Origin of the sequence: Kitasatospora sp. NPDC048194 (genome assembly GCF_043202455.1) — a bacterium.
Lineage (GTDB): Bacteria > Actinomycetota > Actinomycetes > Streptomycetales > Streptomycetaceae > Kitasatospora.
In genome coordinates, this window is record NZ_JBIDAK010000001.1 from 237,769 (window position 1) to 254,712 (window position 16,944).

Annotated in this window: 13 protein-coding genes and 1 tRNA gene; 9 read left to right on the forward strand and 5 right to left on the reverse strand. The window is 73.5% G+C overall.

Going from position 1 to position 16,944, the window contains the following annotated elements:
- Positions 1-419: 419 nt before the first annotated feature.
- Entirely contained in the window at positions 420-1,508 is a 1,089-nt protein-coding gene (locus ACGF07_RS01225; protein WP_392894392.1) for a ThiF family adenylyltransferase, read from the reverse strand.
- A gap of 255 nt (positions 1,509-1,763) precedes the next feature.
- Here ACGF07_RS01225 and ACGF07_RS01230 point away from each other — a divergent pair, with 255 nt between their 5' ends.
- Positions 1,764-2,492 carry a M48 family metallopeptidase gene (locus tag ACGF07_RS01230; RefSeq protein ID WP_392894394.1) on the forward strand — a complete coding sequence of 243 codons (729 nt, stop codon included), beginning with the start codon at positions 1,764-1,766 and terminating at the stop codon, positions 2,490-2,492.
- 151 nt (positions 2,493-2,643) lie between these two features.
- Here the strand turns inward: ACGF07_RS01230 and ACGF07_RS01235 are convergent, their stop codons facing one another.
- Both ACGF07_RS01235 and ACGF07_RS01240 read right to left on the reverse strand, forming a co-directional pair.
- Positions 2,644-3,231 carry an NUDIX hydrolase gene (locus tag ACGF07_RS01235; protein WP_392894395.1) on the reverse strand — a complete coding sequence of 196 codons (588 nt, stop codon included), beginning with the start codon at positions 3,229-3,231 and terminating at the stop codon, positions 2,644-2,646.
- A complete protein-coding gene (locus ACGF07_RS01240) occupies positions 3,228-4,802 on the reverse strand; it encodes a zinc-dependent metalloprotease (protein ID WP_392894397.1) in 1,575 nt (524 codons plus the stop codon). The genes ACGF07_RS01235 and ACGF07_RS01240 overlap by 4 nt, the downstream gene beginning before the upstream one ends.
- 200 nt (positions 4,803-5,002) lie before the next feature.
- On the opposite strand from ACGF07_RS01240, the gene ACGF07_RS01245 reads away from it, so the two are divergent.
- The 4 genes from ACGF07_RS01245 (at position 5,003) to ACGF07_RS01260 (ending at position 8,481) form a co-directional block, all read left to right on the forward strand.
- The gene (locus ACGF07_RS01245; protein WP_392894399.1) at positions 5,003-6,151 is read left to right on the forward strand and encodes an NAD-dependent epimerase/dehydratase family protein; all 1,149 of its coding nucleotides are present in this window, start codon (positions 5,003-5,005) and stop codon (positions 6,149-6,151) included.
- 232 nt (positions 6,152-6,383) lie between these two features.
- A complete protein-coding gene (locus ACGF07_RS01250) occupies positions 6,384-6,824 on the forward strand; it encodes a molybdenum cofactor biosynthesis protein MoaE (protein ID WP_350746881.1) in 441 nt (146 codons plus the stop codon).
- A 310-nt stretch (positions 6,825-7,134) separates the two neighbouring features.
- A complete protein-coding gene (locus ACGF07_RS01255) occupies positions 7,135-7,326 on the forward strand; it encodes a hypothetical protein (RefSeq protein ID WP_350746879.1) in 192 nt (63 codons plus the stop codon).
- Between the two features lie 42 nt (positions 7,327-7,368).
- Positions 7,369-8,481 (forward strand): PDZ domain-containing protein, encoded by a 1,113-nt coding sequence (locus tag ACGF07_RS01260; RefSeq protein WP_392894401.1) that lies wholly within the window; start codon positions 7,369-7,371, stop codon positions 8,479-8,481.
- Between the two features lie 58 nt (positions 8,482-8,539).
- Here the strand turns inward: ACGF07_RS01260 and ACGF07_RS01265 are convergent, their stop codons facing one another.
- Positions 8,540-9,112, reverse strand: coding sequence for a PPA1309 family protein (locus ACGF07_RS01265; RefSeq protein WP_350746873.1), 573 nt, complete (start codon positions 9,110-9,112; stop codon positions 8,540-8,542).
- A gap of 235 nt (positions 9,113-9,347) precedes the next feature.
- Here ACGF07_RS01265 and ACGF07_RS01270 point away from each other — a divergent pair, with 235 nt between their 5' ends.
- The 3 genes from ACGF07_RS01270 (at position 9,348) to ACGF07_RS01280 (ending at position 14,821) form a co-directional block, all read left to right on the forward strand.
- Positions 9,348-12,299 (forward strand): UPF0182 family protein, encoded by a 2,952-nt coding sequence (locus tag ACGF07_RS01270; RefSeq protein WP_392894403.1) that lies wholly within the window; start codon positions 9,348-9,350, stop codon positions 12,297-12,299.
- Between the two features lie 87 nt (positions 12,300-12,386).
- Positions 12,387-12,460: transfer RNA gene (locus tag ACGF07_RS01275), tRNA-Met, on the forward strand.
- Positions 12,461-12,832: 372 nt separating this feature from the next.
- On the forward strand, positions 12,833-14,821 hold the full coding sequence (locus tag ACGF07_RS01280) for a tetratricopeptide repeat protein (RefSeq protein WP_350748382.1): 1,989 nt from the start codon (positions 12,833-12,835) through the stop codon (positions 14,819-14,821).
- Positions 14,822-14,949: 128 nt separating this feature from the next.
- On the opposite strand, the gene ACGF07_RS01285 is transcribed toward ACGF07_RS01280, so the two are convergent.
- On the reverse strand, positions 14,950-15,363 hold the full coding sequence (locus tag ACGF07_RS01285; protein WP_392894406.1) for a Fur family transcriptional regulator: 414 nt from the start codon (positions 15,361-15,363) through the stop codon (positions 14,950-14,952).
- Positions 15,364-15,466: 103 nt separating this feature from the next.
- On the opposite strand from ACGF07_RS01285, the gene ACGF07_RS01290 reads away from it, so the two are divergent.
- A complete protein-coding gene (locus ACGF07_RS01290; RefSeq protein WP_392894407.1) occupies positions 15,467-16,942 on the forward strand; it encodes a catalase in 1,476 nt (491 codons plus the stop codon).
- The last annotated feature ends 2 nt before the right edge of the window (positions 16,943-16,944 follow it).

Genomic DNA, 16,944 nt, shown 5'->3' on the forward strand with positions numbered 1-16,944 from the left:
GCGGCCCCCGCGCCCCGAGCCGCCCCCCCCCCCCCCCCCCGGGCGGGGGGGGCCCCCCCCCCCCCGCCCCCCCCCCCCCCCCCCCCCCGCGGCCCCCGGGCCGTGGGGCACCTGGCTCTGGGCGCGCCTGGCCATCCGTGCACCTGGCCTATGGGTGCACCTGGCCATGGGAGCGCCTGGCCGCGGGTGCACGTCGCCGTGGGGCACCTGGCTATGGGTGCGCCTGGCCATCCGTGCACTGGGCCCCGGGAGTGCTGGGCCACGAGCTCACCTGGCCGTGGGCTCGCTCGGCCGGGCGGCTCGCCCGTCTCTGCTCCGGATCCAGGTCGGCCTGCTGCTGAGCCCCGCAGCCGCCGTGCCCGCTCCCGGGAAGCTTCCGCTCCTCCCTCCTCCCTCCCTCCACCTCGCTCGACGGCGCCTCAGCCCGGCGGCTGCGGCTGCCAGAGGCAGCCGCAGTCCGGGTGTCCCCGCAGCCGCAGGCGGCGCGGCATGCCCTCGCTCGCCGACACCTCGCACCAGCCGTCGACGCTCGGCGGTCGGCCGCCGTCCAGGAACACCTGGGCGTGCAGGGCCGCCAGTCCGGTGACAACCGTCGCCAGGGCCGTGTCACAGGCCGGGGTGCGGGGCCGGCCCGGCCCGTTGTCCGCCAGTTGCGCCAGGAGCCGCGGCCAGGCGGCGTCCTCGTCCTCCCGCCGCAGCACCAGGCAGTGCCCGCACGCCGAGCGGCCCGGGATGACCAGCGGCCCGACGATGCCGAACTCCTCGACCACGCCGACGTACAGATGCGGCACTCCGGCCCGGAGCAGCAGCTTGGCCTCGTACGTCCCGCCAGCGAAGGCGGCGCTGCCGTCCCGGGGTGCGAGGACCACGAAGTCCGGCGGCGGGTCGTCGGACTTCCGCCTCGGCAGGGGCACCAGCGGCCGGCCCGCGGCCCGTTGCACGGCCTCCCGGGCGGCCGTGGAACGCAGCCGTCCGATGTCGGCGGGCGGCAGACCCGCGGGCGAGCAGTCGCCGGGCTTGACCCGCCCGCCGTCGGCCACCGTGACGGTGCCGGTGCCGGCCGCGGCGAGCACCGCCGCCACGGCGGCGCCGACCCGGCCGGCGCCGCGCACCTCGATGCGGGTCCCGGACCGGCGGGTCAGGACGGCCGGTGCGGCGCCCGGGCCGGAGTGGACCAGCGAGAGCGAGGCGAGGTCGGGCCCGAGGAGGTCCCGGTGGGGTTGGGGGAAGCGGGACAGTGCGCGCTCGGTCGCCTCCGCGTCGTCCAGCAGCCCGGTCTCCTCCAGTGCGGTCAGCAGGGTGTCGGTGGGGCCGCGACCGAGGCCGATCCGTTCGCCGGCCTCCAGGAGCTCGGGCCGGTCGCGCGTCCCGTCGACCAGCCCGAGGAACGTGCAGAGGGTCTTGTCGGCGTTGTCGAGCACGCCCGCGTAGCGGGTGACGGTGCCGAACTGCAGGGTGTCGGAGTCCCGCCAGCTGCGGGACAGAGCGGGCTTCAGAGCGAGGCGCACGGCGATCTCCCTTCCGATCGTTTCGGGACGGCTGACCGCAGCATGCCCCATGGCGCCGACCGCGTGCTGAAAGTTATCCACAGGTCCGGGCGCATGATCACACCATCCGTTCGCAGGCCCTGTGGATAACTGGTCCGCCCCCCGGAGGTCGGTTCCCGGACACCCTCCGTCGGCCTTTCGTTCCCGATCGCTCCACGAAAGATTTCGGCCACGGCAGCGGACTTCTGTCAGTGGTACCGGGTAACGTCGTGTGCCATGGCAGCCGAGCGGGACTCCCGTCCACCGGCGTCGCGTCGGCGTGCCCGTGCAGCGTCCGGGTCCCAGGCGGCGGCGCCGAGCACACGCGGGCGCCCGGACGAGAAGCAGCACGAGGATCCGCCCAGACCGCAGCAGCCGCCCACCGGGGCGGTGCCGCCGGATCCGCACGACCGCAGCCGGGTGGAGGTGCGGCGCAGCGCCCGCCGCAGCCGTACCGTCTCCGCCTACCGCGAGGGCGATCGCACCGTGGTGCTGATCCCGGCCCGGATGTCGCATGCCGAGGAGCAGCGCTGGGTCGCGCAGATGCTGGAGAAGCTTGCCGCCCAGGAGCGCCGGCGGATCCTCGGGGACGACGCGCTGATGGCTCGGGCGCGGGAGCTGTCGGCCGCCTACCTGGGTGGTCGGGCCGTGCCGGTGCAGGTCCGCTGGGTGACCAACCAGAATTCGCGCTGGGGGTCGTGCACGCCCAGCGAGGGGACGATCAGGCTGTCGCACCGGCTCCAGGGGATGCCGGAGTACGTGGTGGACTACGTGCTGCTGCACGAGCTCGCGCATCTGCTGGTGCCGGACCACGGGCCGGCGTTCTGGGCGCTGCTGGAGGCCTACCCGCGGACGGAGCGGGCGCGCGGTTATCTGGAGGGTGTGGTCTCGGCGGCCCGGTTGCCGCACATCCCGGGTGCGCGGCATGGGGCCCCGGGCGGGGATCCGGCGGCCTCCTGCGGTTGAGGCCGGGAGCGGCGGGGTGGCGGTGCGCGGAGCCTGAGGCCTGGCTGGGCGGGGCTGGGACGGCCGAGCGGACCGGCGGATCACCGGGTGAGAGGCGTCGAAAAAGGGGGCGCGAGCCGTGTCGGCCTGCGCCCCCTTTCCGTGTCGCACCTCAGCCGGTCAGTCGCCTCGCCCGGGCGACCAGGTCGCGCACCGAGTGGTCGGTGAGGTCCGGCAGCCGGTCGTAGTCGAACCAGCGAAGGTCCAGCGACTCCTCGCTGATCAGTGCCCGCGCTCCGGCGGGGGCCAGCGCGATGTACTGGACGTCCAGGTGGGTGTTCTCCGGCCGGTCCTTGCCGGCGCAGCGGACCAGGTGGCGGTCCAGCTTGGCCGGTACGGGGCTACCGTTCTCGCGCAGCAGGGTCAGGTCGGGGATGCCGGACTCCTCGACGGCCTCGCGGAGCGCGGCCGAGGCGAGGTCGGCATCGCCGGGCTCGCAGTGCCCGCCCATCTGCAGCCACCTGCCGACCTTGGGGTGCAGGGTGAGCAGCACTCGCCCGGCGGCCGGGTCGACGACCGCCGCGCTCGCCGTGATGTGGGCGGGCAGGCAGGAGCGGTACAGGCCCTCGGGCTGGTCGGCCAGGTGGGCCAGGTAGTCGCGGCGCAGCTGTTCCTGGTCCTCCTCGGCGGGCCGCCAGTCGGTCAGGGTGCGGACCGCGTCCGCGTGCAGGGTGGGCGCGGACGTGCTGGTGGCGGTCATGCGGTGGGCTCGCCCTTCCCGTCGGTGCCGCCCTCGTCGGTGTTCGGCTGGTCGGTGTTCGGCTGGTCGGTGCCGGACCGGTCGCTCCCGGGCCGGTCGCCCTTGGTCAGGTCGGGCTTGCCGGCCGCGGCCTCGCCCAGCAGCTTGTCGAAGGCGTCGAAGTCGATCCCGCCCTCCAGGTCGTCGCCGCCACCGCGGTGCACGAAGGCGTCCGGGTCGTCCAGGTCGGCGGCGGTGGGCAGCATGTCGGGGTGCTCCCAGAGGGCGTCGCGGCCCTCGACGCCGCGGGCGTCGGCGAGCAGCGCCCACAGCCGGGAGGCGTCGCGCAGGCGGCGGGGGCGCAGTTCCAGGCCCACCAGGGTGGCGAAGGTCTGCTCGGCCGGTCCGCCGGCCGCGCGGCGGCGGCGGACGGTCTCGCGCAGCGCGCCGGCCTGCGGCAGGTGGGGCGCGGCGGCCGCGTGGACGACGGCGTCGACCCAGCCCTCGACGAGGGCGAGCGCGGTTTCCAGGCGGGCGAGCGCGGCCTTCTGCTCGGGGGTGTCCTCGGGCTGGAGCAGGCCGCCGGCCAGGGCGTCCTGGAGGGCCTCGGGGTTGCTCGGGTCGAGCTGGCCGACGAGTTCCTCCATGCGGGAGGTGTCGACCTTGATGCCGCGCGCGTAGGCCTCGACGGCGCCGAGCAGGTGGGCGCGCAGCCACGGCACGTGGGCGAAGAGCCGCTGGTGGGCGGCTTCGCGCAGGGCGAGGTAGAGCCGGACCTCCTCGGCGGGCACGTTGAGGCCCTCGCCGAACTCGGCGACGTTCTGCGGCAGGAGGGCGGCCTTGCCGGTCGGGGCGAGCGGCAGGCCGATGTCGGTGGAGCCGACGACCTCGGCGGCGAGCGCGCCGAGGGCCTGGCCGATCTGGGTGCCGAACATGGCGCCGCCCATGGAGCGCATCATGCCCATCAGCGGGCCGGCCATGGCCTGCATCTCCTCGGGCAGGACGCCGCCCATGGCGTTGCCGACGCGTTCGGCGAGGGGGTCGACGAGGTCCTTCCAGACCGGGAGGGTGGCCTCGATCCATTCGGCGCGGCTCCAGGCGACGGCGGTGCCGGCGCCGGAGGGGAACTCGGTGACGCCGTCGAGCCACAGGTCGGCGAGGCGGACGGCCTCGGCGACGGCGGCGCGTTCCGCGGCGCTGACCGAGCGGTCCTTGCTCTTGCCCTCGGCGGGTTCGGCGACGACGGTCTGCCGGGCGATGTTGGTGGCGAGGTCCCAGTTCACGGGGCCGCCCTCGAAGGACAGCATCTGGCCGAGCTGCTGGAACGCCGCGCCGAGGTCACCGGGGTTGAGGCCGCCGAACATCGCGGCGAACGGGTTGTCGGCGCCGGCGCCGCCGGGGCCGCCCGGGGCGCCGGGCATGCCGAAGATCGCGCCGAAGGGGTTGCCGGCCCCGAAGCCGAAGGGCTGCGGGCCGCTGTCACCCGAGCCGGCCGGGCCCTGGTCCTTCTTCTTCTGCGCGTCGTCGGGCTTGGCCTTGCCGTCCTCGGGCTCCTCGGGCGGAACGCCGAATCCGAAGGGAAGGTCGCTCACGGGGTCCTCGATCCGGTCGGCCGTCATACGGGTGGGGCGGGAAGTGCTGCCCGCCCGGGGCTCCGCTGGAGCGGGGGACTCGTCAGCGGCTCCCGCGCGGCGGGCCCGTGCCGGGTGCACCGCGGGGCCTTCGCCTCGGGCAGGATGGACGTACGTGACACACGTCCGTACGCACATAAGCTAACCGTGGAGGATGGCCGGTGAGTTCCCCGCCCTCGGACGTTCGCTCTGGGCTGACCGGAGGAGAGGACGCGTCGGACACCACGGCGTCACCGCCTCCAGCCTACGGCGGGCGGCCGCTGACCGTGGCCGTCACCGGTGCCGCGGGGGTGCTGGGCGAGCGGGTCGCCGCCCGGCTGGTGGCCTCCCCGCACGTGCGCAGGGTGCTGGGGGTGGACGACCGGCGCGGCGACGTTCCGGGCGTGCAGTGGCGGGTGCTGGACGTGCGCGACCCCGCGGTGGCCGAGCGGCTGGCCGGGGTGGACGTGGTGGTGCACCTGGCGATGGACTTCGGGATGGAGTCCGACCCGAGGGCCCGCAGCGCCTACAACGTGCGCGGCGCGCAGACGGTGCTGACCGCGGCCGCGGCGGCCGGGGTGCACCGGGTGGTGCTGTGCACGTCCGCGATGGTCTACGGGGCGCTGGCCGACAACGAGGTGCCGCTGGCGGAGGACTCCGAGCTGCGGGCGACCGAGGAGGCCTCGCTGGTCGGGGACCTGCTGGAGATCGAGCGGCTGGCCCGGCGGGCGCCGCGGGCCCATCCGGGGCTGCAGGTGACGGTGCTGCGCCCGGCCGTGGTGGTGGGCCCCGGAGTGGACACGGTGCTGACCCGGCACTTCGAGGCGCCGCGGCTGCTGGTGGTGGCCGGTTCGCGCCCGTGCTGGCAGTTCTGCCACGTGGACGACCTGGCGGCGGCGCTGGAGTACGCGGCGCTGGGCCTGGTCGAGGGCGAGGTGACGGTCGGCTGTGACGGCTGGCTGGAGCAGGAGGACGTGGAGCGGCTGTCGGGGATCCGGCGGATGGAGCTGCCGGCGGCCTTGGCGCTGGGGACGGCGGCCCGGCTGCACCGGCTCGGCCTGACCCCGGCTCCGGCGGGCGACCTGGCGTACACGATGTACCCCTGGGTGGTGTCGGGCAGTCGGCTGCACGAGGCGGGGTGGCGGCCGGGGTTCTCAAACGAGCAGGTGCTGGCGGAGCTGCTGGCCCAGGTGTCGGGCAAGCACGCGGTGGCCGGGCGGCGGCTGGGCGGCAAGGAGGCCGCGACCAGTCTGGGGGCGGCGGGGGCGACGGTGGCGCTGGTCGGTACGGCGGCGCTGGTGCGCCGGGCCCGCAAGCGGCGCAGGTTCTGACCCCGGGGCGCGCGTCCGGGCGGCGCGCGTCAGGAGCGGCGCGTGTCCAGGGCGGCGCGCGTCAGGAGCGGCGCGTCAGGGCGCGCGGTGACGTCGGGGCGACACGGTGATGTCGAGGCCGGCCCTGGCACGACCGGCCAGCTCAACGCGCGAATGTCACGATGCGAAATTCCCACATCGTGATGTGGAAACCCCTTGCCGGATTCCCGCCCCGATGGGGAATCATGGGGTCATGTCCGATAACCACGACCCCATCCGCCTGCTCGCGGTCCGCGACACCCCGCTCTCGCTGGACGAGGTGTACGAGGCGGTCGGCGACGACGCGGCCGGCGGCACCACCGTCTTCGTCGGGACGGTCCGTGACCACGACGGCGGCAAGTCGGTCGCCGCGCTGGAGTACAGCTGCCACCCCTCCGCCGAGCAGGAGATGCGCCGGATCGCCGAGAAGGTCGTCGCCGACCACCCGGTCAGGGCGCTCGCCGCGGTCCACCGGGTGGGCCGGCTGGAGATCACCGACAAGGCCGTGATCGTCGCCGTCTCCTGCGCGCACCGCGGGGAGGCCTTCGCGGCCGCCCGCCAGCTGATCGACGACCTCAAGCACGAGGTGCCGATCTGGAAGCACCAGGTCTTCACCGACGGCCAGGAGGAGTGGGTCGGCGCCGACGGCTGCTGAACTCCCTGCCGTCCCCGCTCGGTCTCTCGCTCGGGTCCCTCTCGGCCCCCGCTCGGCCCCCTGCTCTGCTCGGCCCCCGCCCGGTCCGCGGCGGATGACTCCCGGCGGGGCGGCGGCGGAACCGGCCGCACACGCACCGCGTCCCTCGGGTCAGGCGCGCCGTCGTCTCACCCGAACGGGTCCGGACGGGTGCGCCGGATACTCCCTGGAAGTGAGCCGATCGGCCGTCCCGTAACCCGGACGGCGCCGGCCGCGTTGTCCGCCGGGGTGGTTAATCTGCTCATAGACACGACGAGCTGGGAGTACTGACATGGGTGCGCTCGCCTGGCTGATCATTCCGGTTGTCGCCGTCCTGGCCGCCGCCGTCTGGGCCGGCTGGGCCCAGCGGACCCCGCGGGCCACGGGGGACCCGGCCTCGCTCGCCGAGCACCGGCGCTTCATGGCCGCGATGGAACGCACCACCGCGGGCACCGCCGCCCCCGGTGAGCGCTCCGGCCAGTAGCCCGGCGGGCACCGCGTCACCCGCGTCCCGTACTGTCGAGGCATGCCACGCCGCTCCGCGACGATGCTCGCTGCCACCCTGCTGCTCATAGCGCTGCTCTGCGTGTCGGTGCTGATGAAGGTGCCGTACACGGAGATGAGCCCGGGGCCGACGTACAACACGCTCGGCGACCAGGGCGGCAAGCCGGTGATCACCATCACCGGGCACGACTCGTACCGCACGAGCGGGCACCTCAACATGACCACCGTCCAGGTCACCGGGGCCAAGTACGAGCCCAGCCTGGTCAACGCGGTGGTCGGCTGGCTGCGCGACGACGTGCTGGTGGTGCCGCACGACAACGTCTACCCCAAGGGGCAGTCGGACGCCGACGCCAAGAAGCAGAACGCCGAGGAGTTCGCCTCCTCCGAGGACAGCGCCCGCACCGCCGCCCTCAAGCAGCTGAACATCCCGGTCGGCAGCGAGCTGATCGTCAAGTCGGTCACCGCCGGTGCCCCCGCCGAGGGCCGGCTGCACGCGGGCGACCAGATCGTCGCCGTGGACGGCACCGCCGTCTCCTCGGTCGACCAGGTGGTCACCGCCGTCACCAAGCACAAGCCCGGCGAGTCGGTGGTCTTCACCGTGGTGCCGCGAGCCAAGGACACCTCCGGCGACGGCACCGCCACCCCGGGGGCCAGGACCGACGTCACCGTCCCGACCGTACGGGCCAAGGACCTCGACCCGAAGGCCCCGGCCGAGCGCGCCGACCTCGCGGTGGTCGGCATCGGCACCGGGATCCGGCACACCTACCCGTTCCAGATCGACATCGGCCTGCAGGACGTCGGCGGCCCCAGCGCCGGGCTGATGTTCTCGCTCGGCATCATCGACAAGCTCACCCCCGGCGGCGACCTCACCGGAGGCAAGTTCGTCGCCGGCACCGGCACCATCGACGACGACGGCAAGGTCGGCCCGATCGGCGGGATATCGATGAAGCTGATCGCCGCCCGGGACGCCGGGGCCCAGTACTTCCTCACCCCGTCCTCGAACTGCGCCGAGGCGGGCAAGAACGTCCCGTCCGGGCTGACCCTGGTCAAGACGGACACGCTGGACGGCGCGCTGAAGGCGCTGGAGCAGATCCGCTCCGGTCAGACCTCCGCGCTGCCGTCCTGCTCCAAGTAGCCCGGGCGGCCACCCGGCCACCCGGCCACCCGGCCGGCCGGGACGGGCCGCGCGACGGCTACGAGAAGGTGGCCAGCAGCGCGTCGGTCAGCCCGGGCACCAGGTCCGGGCCGGTCAGCACCTCGCGGGCGCTGTCCTTGGAGCGCAGCCGCAGGGCGATCTCCTTCTTGCCGTCGCGCAGCACCGCGGCGGTGATCCGCACCTCCTCGCGCTTGGGGTGGTTGGCCACCCACTCGGCGAGCTGGGCGTCGCTGGCGCCCCGCGGACGGGACTGCTCGGCGCCCGGCGGCAGCATCAGCCGCTCGACGACCAGGGCGCAGCCGGCCACCGAGTCGGGCCAGGCGATGGTGCCGAGGAACTTGTCGAGCTCGGTGCCGGCCGGGATCTCGTCCTGCTCGACCGGGGTGAGGCCGGCCTCGTCGCCGTCGGCGAGGCCGAGCTGTTCGGCGATCCTCGGGTCGGCCTTGCGCAGGGCGGCGCTGTCCACCAGGGCGAACAGCCGGGCCGGGAGGTCCCAGCCGAGGGTGGCGGCGTACTCGTCGATCTCCAGCGCGGCCCGGGTGAGGGGGGTGGCGGCCGGGAGCTTGGAGACGTCGTCGGGGGAGTTGTTCAGATCAGGCGCGTCGGACATGACTCAATCCTCACACGTCGGGCGGTCGGCATCCGCACAGGTCGGGCGGGCGGCGCCCGGCCGGGCGGCGCGAGGGGCGGGGCGCGGTCATGGGGAGGAAGGGTGGCGGCGGTGTCGGGGAGCAGCGTCGTAACCGTCTGCTAACGGTGGGAACTAGGCCGAAGCCTGGTTAAGTTGCTCTGACGACCGACCGATTCCCAGACGACACAGCTGAGGTGCCACCGTGGTATTCCAGATGCCGGAACGCTCAGGGCCGGGTTTCCGGCGAAGGGTGGGGCCGCCCTCCCGGCGGGCGCGGGTCGCCCTGCTGACCCTGGGCGTGCTCGCGGTGCTGTTCCTGCTGTTCGTCATGTTCGCCGGGTTCTGGACGGACTGGCTGTGGTTCAGGTCGGTGCGCTACTCCTCGGTGTTCACCACCCAACTGTGGACGAAGATCGGGTTGTTCGGGGTCTTCGGCCTGCTGATGGCGGTGGTCGTCGGCTTCAACGTGTGGCTGGCGCACCGGCTGCGGCCGCCGCTGTCGGCGATGTCCGTGGAGCAGCAGAGCCTGGACCGCTACCGGGCGGGCCTGGCGCCGTTCAAGCGGTGGGCGCTGATCGGCGTCTCGCTGGTGATCGGCCTGGTGGCGGGCGCGGCGGCGTCGGGCCAGTGGCGGACCTGGCTGATGTGGACGAACGCGACGTCCTTCGGTGAGAAGGACGCCCAGTTCGGCATGGACGTCTCGTTCTACGCCTTCGACCTGCCGTTCTACGAGTTCGTGCTGGGTTTCGCGTTCAGTGCGGTGATCGTCTCGCTGCTGACCTCGGCGCTGGTGCACTACCTGTACGGCGGGCTGCGGCTGCAGGGCCCGGGCCGGCGGGCCAGCGCGGGCGCGCAGGGGCACCTGGCGGTGCTGCTGGGCGTGTTCGTGCTGCTGAAGGCGGTGGCGTACTGGCTGGACCGGTACGCGCTGGCGGTGAAGACCGGCTCGTACAAGGGTGTTTCGGGGTGGACGGGGCTGCGCTACGTGGACGCGAACGCGTTCCTGCCGGCCAAGACGATCCTGTTCTTCGTGGCGATCATCTGCGCGGTGCTGTTCTTCCTGACGCCGATCCGCCGCACCTGGGCGCCGGCGCTGATCGGGCTGGGGCTGATGGTGCTGTCGGCGGTGCTGATCGGCGGGCTGTACCCGGCGATCGTGCAGCAGTTCCAGGTCAAGCCGAACGAGCAGGCCAAAGAGACGCCGTACATCCAGAAGAACATCGACGCCACGCGCCGGGCGTACGGGATCGCGGACGCGCAGACGACGCAGTACAGCCCGCAGGGTTCGACGAACGCGGACGCGCTGAAGCCGGACGCGCAGACCGTCTCGGACATCCGGCTGCTGGACCCGAACATCGTGTCGCCGACGTTCCAGTCGCTGGAGCAGCAGCGCAACTACTACGCGTTCCCGAGCACCCTGGACGTGGACCGCTACGGCACGGGCGACGGCAAGCAGGACAGCGTGGTCGGCCTGCGCGAGCTGGACCTCAACGGGGTGCAGCGCAACTGGATCAACGACCACTTCAAGTACACCCACGGCTACGGCGCGGTGGTCGCCAAGGGCAACCAGGTCGACGACCGCGGCCAGCCGGTGTTCACCGAGTCGGGCCTGCCGGCGACCGGTTCGCTGGGCGACTACGAGCAGCGGATCTACTACGGCGAGAAGACGACGACGTACTCGATCGTCGGCGGCTCGAACAAGGAGATCGACTACACCGATCCCAAGACCGGCCAGAACGCCGAGTACACGTACACGGGGGACAGCGGGGTCTCGCTGAGCAACCCGCTCACCCGGGCCGCGTACGCGGTGCGCTTCGCCGAGCCGCAGATCCTGTACGCGGGGGCTATCAGCGACGGCGCGAAGGTGATCTACAACCGGACGCCGAAGGAGCGGGTGGAGAAGGTCGCGCCGTGGCTGTCGATCGACGCCGACCCGTACCCGGTGGTGCAGGACGGCCGGGTGGTGTGGGTGCTGGACGGCTACACCACGTCGGACGGCTTTCCGTTCTCCTCGAAGACGACGCTGGGCGCGGCGACCAAGGACTCGCTGACGAACCAGCGCGGTGAGCTGCTGACCGTCGCCAACCAGGTCAACTACATCCGCAACTCGGTCAAGGCCACGGTGGACGCCTACACCGGCGAGGTGAAGCTCTACCAGTGGGACGAGAAGGACCCGGTGCTGAGGACCTGGATGAAGGCCTTCCCGGGGACGGTCGAGCCGAAGGCGGACATCCCGCAGTCGCTGCTGCCGCACCTGCGCTACCCGCAGGACATGTTCAAGGTGCAGCGCGACCTGCTGGGCCAGTACCACGTGACCGACGCCAACTCCTTCTTCAACGGCAGTGACATCTGGCAGGTCCCGGTGGACCCGACCAGTGACACCAAGCAGGTCCAGCCGCCGTACTACGTGACGGTGCGGATGCCGGACACCAGCGCCGCGAGCTTCTCGCTGACCAGCACCTTCGTGCCGAACCAGCGGCCGAACCTGGCGGCGTTCATGGCGGTGGACGCGGATCCGGGCGAGGACTACGGCAAGATCCGCATCCTGAAGATGACGGGGGAGAGCGGGGCGCCCGGGCCCGGCCTGGTGCAGTCGAAGTTCAACTCCCGCCAGGAGGTGGCCTCGCAGATCACGCTGCTGAAGAGCGGCGGGGACTCGGAGCTGGAGTACGGCAACCTGCTGACCCTGCCGGTCGGCGGCGGGCTGCTGAACGTCGAGCCGGTGTACGTGCGCGGGCGCGGCGCCAAGTACCCGACGCTGCAGAAGGTCCTGGCGGTGTACGGGGACGACAACGTGGCGTTCGAGAACACCCTGGGGGACGCGCTGAAGAAGGTGTTCGCGGGGGCGGCCCCGGCGACGACGCCGACCGTGCCGTCCAGCCCGGGCGGCGGGACGACGCCGACGCCCTCGCCCACCGGGCCGGCCACGCCGGCGCCGGGCGGGACGATCTCGCCGGAGCTGCAGAAGGCGCTCGCGGACGCGGAGAAGGCGTACAACGACAGCCAGACCGCGTTCAAGAACGGTGACTGGGTGGCGTACGGCAACGCCCAGAAGGCGCTCGGCGACGCCCTGAAGGCGGCCGAGGCGGCCCGCGGCGGCAGCCCGGCCCCCGCCCCGACCGGCACTCCCGCCCCCGGCGGCGGATCGCCGAGCCCCAAGCCGTAGCGGCGGCCGCGGCTCGGCGGTGGCCCGCTGAGCTGCGACAACCGTTTTCGGTTCCACCCCGCGTCCGTGCTATGGTTGTGCCAACGACGCGGGGTGGAGCAGCTCGGTAGCTCGCTGGGCTCATAACCCAGAGGTCGCAGGTTCAAATCCTGTCCCCGCTACTCGGTGTCAGAGGCCCGGAGGATCATTCCTCCGGGCCTCTGTCGTATCCGTGTGCGGACGTTTCCGTCCGGAAGCGGGGGGAACCGCTCCGGTACTATCGACCGTCGCCAACGGGGACGGCACAGGGGTTTGTGGGGTGGAAGTGTCGGGAAATCGACAAAGCGCCGAAGCAATTCCGTCGGCTTCGGGTGGGCCCCGCCCGAATTCGGCCGGGGCAGGTGTACGCGGGTAGCGGGTGATGCGACGATGGGACACATGGGGGACGGTGCACGGCTGCTGACCGGCCGTCGGGTCCGGCACCTCTCCCGCGAGTCCTTCCGGCCGCGGGCCGGGGCACGATGCCGCGACACTCTGGGGGAGCGGGAGTCGGCATGAGGCTGATCGGCAAGTCAGGCACCAAGTCGGGTGCCGCCGTCGAGGCGGACACCGACGCCTGGGCGGAGAGCGCCGAACACCCCGACAGCCGCCCCGGGGCCCTGCCCGCCCAGCGCACCAGCGGACTGTCCGAACGCCCTGCGGTCGGCGGCTTCGGCCCGGACAGCCTGGTCCACGTGTCCACCCGTCACTTCTCCGCCGCCGTCGGCCCGTACGGCGGTGCGGACGGCGGCGGTGAGAGCGGCGACGGGCCGGCCGGCGCCGCGCTGGACCCGGCCGGCCTGGACCCGACCAGCTTCGAGACCGCGCTGGCCGCCCGCGAGTCCGCCGCCCTGGAGGCCCGCCACCGGCAGGCCGCGGACGACGGCGACGCGGACGCCGCCTGCCGGCTCGGCACCCTGCTGCTGCGCCGCGGCGACCTGGAGGAGGCCGAGCCCTACCTGCGCGCCGCGGCGGCCGCCGGGCTGCGCGCCGCCGCCAACAACCTCGGCGTGCTGCTGCACCAGCAGGGCCACCGGGCCGAGGCCGGGCAGTGGTGGCGCCAGGCGGCCGTGGCGGGCAGCGCCCCGGCCGCGCACGCGCTCGGGCTCCAGCTGCGCGACCAGGGCGAGGAGGAGGCCGCCGAGTACTGGCTGCACTTCGCCGCCGACCACGGCCACCCGCTCGGCGCCTACGCCTTGGGCGACCTGATGGAGCACCGCCGCGACGTGCGGGCCGAGCGCTGGTTCAAGGTCTCCGCGGACGCCGGGCACCGGGAGGCCGCCTACCGGCTGGCCCGGATGCGCGAGGCCGCCGGGGACAAGGACACCGCGGAGGCCTGGTACCGCACCGCCGCCGCCCGCAGCCACGCCCGCGCCGCGCTGCGCCTGGGCGTCCTGCTGGAGGAGCGCGCCCGCAGCGACCGGTCGCTGCTGGACGAGGCCGCCCGCTGGTACCGCCAGGCCGCCCAGAACGGCGAGCCGAGGGCCGCCTGCGCGCTGGGCTTCCTGCTGCGCGACTCCGGTGACCTCGCCGCCGCCGCCGAGTGGTGGCAGGAGGCCGCCGAGGCCGGCGACGGCAACGCCGCCAACGCGCTGGGCGCGCTGCACGCGAGCCGGGGCGAGGCCAAGGAGGCCGAGCACTGGTACCGCACCGCCCTCGACGCGGGCGACCAGAACGGCGCCTTCAACCTCGGTCTGCTCTGCGCCGGAACCGGCCGCGAGCAGCAGGCCGAGCAGTGGTACCGCCGGGCCGCGTACGCCGGGCACCGCGAGGCCTGCAACGCGCTGGCCGTGGTGCTGCTGCAGCGCGGCGAGGAGGCCGGCGCCGAGCCGTGGTTCTCCAAGGCCGCCGAGGCCGGCAGCGTGGACGGTGCCTTCAACCTGGGGGTGCTGCACGCCGGGCGCGGTGAGCTGCGGCAGGCCCAGGAGTGGTACGCGCGGGCCGCGGCCGAGGGCCACGGCGAGGCGGCGCTGCAACTGGCCGTCGCCCAGGAGCAGCGCGGCAACCTGGCCGGAGCGCTGGAGCGCTACCGGCAGGCGGCGGCGGGCGGCTCGGCGGAGGGGGCGTTCCGGCTGGCCTCGGTGCTGGACCGGCGCGGGGACGCCGACGCCGAGGCCGAGCACTGGTACGCGGTGGCGGCCGACGCCGGGCACCGGCGGGCGCAGGTGCGGATGGGCGTGCGGGCGGCCGAGCGCGGGGCGCTGGAGATCGCCGAGAGCTGGTACCGGCGGGCCGCCGAGGCGGGCAGCCGCAGCGCCGCGTTCAACCTGGGGCTGCTGCTGGCCCGGCAGGACAGCGAGGCGGAGGCGATGCTCTGGTACACCCGGGCCGCCGACGCCGGGCACGGGCGCGCGGCGCTGCGCCTGGCGCTGCTGGCGCTGCGCCGGGGAGAGCCGGTGCAGGCCGAGAACTGGTGCCGGCGGGCGATCGACTACGGGCCGGCCGAGGTCGCGGAGCGGGCCGGGCGGCTGCTGGGCGCGCTGCACGCGGAGCTCAGCGCGTAGCACGGCGGGTTCGGCGCCGCAGGGTGGGTTCGGCGCCGCCGGGTGGGTTCGGCGCCCTCGGGCGGGATCAGCGCCGCCGGGTGGGTTCAACGCCGCCGGGTGGGCTCAGCGCCGCCCGGCGGGCGCGGTCAGGGGCCGCAGTCGGGGCACAGGCCGCGGTAGGTGACCTCGGCGGTGGTGACGGTGAAGCCGAAGCGCTCGGCGGCGGGCAGGGCCGCGAGCGGGTCGCCGTGCGGGTGGACGTCGCGGATGGCGCCGCAGCCGGAGCAGACCAGGTGCTGGTGGGCGCGGTGGGCGTTGGGGTCGTAGCGCTTGGCGCGGCCGTCGGTGGCGACCTCCAGCACCTCGCCGAGGGCGACGAGCTCGCCCAGCGTGTTGTAGACGGTGGCGCGGCTGATCTCGGGCAGGCGGGCCGTGGCGCGGGCGTGCACCTCGTCCGCGGTGAGGTGGACGTGCTCGCCGTCGAGGACCTCGGCCACCACCCGGCGCTGGGAGGTGAGCCGCCAGCCGCGTCCGCGCAGTCTCTCCAGCAGATCGCTCATGGCACCAGAGTAAGTCACGCTCTGAGTTTGGTTCCAGTGTTGACTTGGACAAAGTCCAAGTTAGGATCGTGTCACACGACCGGATCCCTCGGAGGCACCCGCTATGACCACGCAGGACGAACTGCGCCCGACCCTCACCACGGAGGCGGGTGCCCCCGTCGCCGACAACCAGAACACCGAGACCGCGGGCGTCGGGGGCCCGGCCCTGATCCAGGACCAGCTGCTGTTCGAGAAGCTCGCGCACTTCAACCGCGAGCGGATCCCGGAGCGCGTGGTCCACGCCCGCGGCGCCGCGGCCTACGGCACCTTCACGGTGACGGCCGACGTCTCGCCGTACACCCGGGCGGCGTTCCTGTCCGAGGTCGGCAAGCAGACCGAGGTGTTCCTGCGCTTCTCCACCGTGGCCGGCAACCTCGGCTCGGCCGACGCGGTGCGCGACCCGCGCGGCTTCGCGGTGAAGTTCTACACCGAGGAGGGCAACTACGACCTCGTCGGCAACAACACCCCGGTGTTCTTCATCAAGGACGCGATCAAGTTCCCCGACTTCATCCACACCCAGAAGCGGGACCCGTACACCGGATCCCAGGAGGCGGACAACGTCTGGGACTTCTGGGGCCTGTCGCCCGAGTCGACCCACCAGGTGACCTGGCTGTTCGGCGACCGCGGCATCCCGGCGAGCTACCGGCACATGAACGGCTACGGCTCGCACACCTACCAGTGGCAGAACGAGGCCGGCGAGCACTTCTGGGTCAAGTACCACTTCAAGACCGACCAGGGCATCCGCAACCTCACCCAGGCCGAGGCCAACCGGCTCGCCGGCGAGGACCCGGACAGCCACCAGCGGGACCTGCGCGAATCCATCGAGCGCGGCGAGTACCCCTCCTGGACGGTGCAGGTGCAGATCATGCCCGCGGCCGACGCGGCCGGCTACCGCTTCAACCCCTTCGACCTGACCAAGGTCTGGCCGCACGCCGACTACCCGCCGATCGAGATCGGCCGGCTGGAACTGAACCGCAACCCGGACAACGTCTTCGCCGAGGTCGAGCAGTCGGTCTTCTCCCCGGCGCACTTCGTGCCCGGCATCGGCCCGTCCCCCGACAAGATGCTCCAGGGCCGCCTGTTCGCCTACGCGGACGCCCACCGCTACCGCGTCGGCATCAACGCCGACCACCTGCCGGTCAACCGTCCGCGCGCCACCGAGGCCCGCACCAACGGCCGCGACGGCCACCTGTACGACGGCCGCCACGGCCGGCAGAAGAACTACGAGCCGAACAGCTTCGGCGGCCCGGTGCAGACCGGCCGCCCGCTGTGGGCCGCCACCGCCGTCGACGGCCCCACCGGCAACCACGCGGCGCCCTCGCACGCCGAGGACGACGACTTCGTGCAGGCCGGCGACCTGTACCGGCTGTACTCCGAGGAGGAGAAGCAGCGCCTGATCGCCAACCTGGCGGGCTTCATCGCCAAGGTCTCCGCCGACCGCGAGGACATCGTGGAGCGGGCGGTCGACAACTTCCGCAAGGCCGACGCCGACTACGGCAAGCGGCTGGAGGCGGCGGTCCGCGAACTGCGCGAGCGGTAGGA

Excerpts from the sequence above, each read along its gene's own strand:
- ACGF07_RS01230 (WP_392894394.1), top strand. The coding sequence starts at position 1,764 with ATGGCAGCCGAGCGGGACTCCCGTCCACCGGCGTCGCGTCGGCGTGCC.
- ACGF07_RS01250 (WP_350746881.1), top strand. The coding sequence starts at position 6,384 with ATGTCCGATAACCACGACCCCATCCGCCTGCTCGCGGTCCGCGACACC.
- ACGF07_RS01290 (WP_392894407.1), top strand. The coding sequence starts at position 15,467 with ATGACCACGCAGGACGAACTGCGCCCGACCCTCACCACGGAGGCGGGT.
- ACGF07_RS01280 (WP_350748382.1), top strand. The coding sequence starts at position 12,833 with ATGAGGCTGATCGGCAAGTCAGGCACCAAGTCGGGTGCCGCCGTCGAG.
- ACGF07_RS01255 (WP_350746879.1), top strand. The coding sequence starts at position 7,135 with ATGGGTGCGCTCGCCTGGCTGATCATTCCGGTTGTCGCCGTCCTGGCC.
- ACGF07_RS01260 (WP_392894401.1), top strand. The coding sequence starts at position 7,369 with ATGCCACGCCGCTCCGCGACGATGCTCGCTGCCACCCTGCTGCTCATA.
- ACGF07_RS01270 (WP_392894403.1), top strand. The coding sequence starts at position 9,348 with ATGCCGGAACGCTCAGGGCCGGGTTTCCGGCGAAGGGTGGGGCCGCCC.
- ACGF07_RS01285 (WP_392894406.1), bottom strand. The coding sequence starts at position 15,363 with ATGAGCGATCTGCTGGAGAGACTGCGCGGACGCGGCTGGCGGCTCACC.
- ACGF07_RS01235 (WP_392894395.1), bottom strand. The coding sequence starts at position 3,231 with ATGACCGCCACCAGCACGTCCGCGCCCACCCTGCACGCGGACGCGGTC.
- ACGF07_RS01265 (WP_350746873.1), bottom strand. The coding sequence starts at position 9,112 with ATGTCCGACGCGCCTGATCTGAACAACTCCCCCGACGACGTCTCCAAG.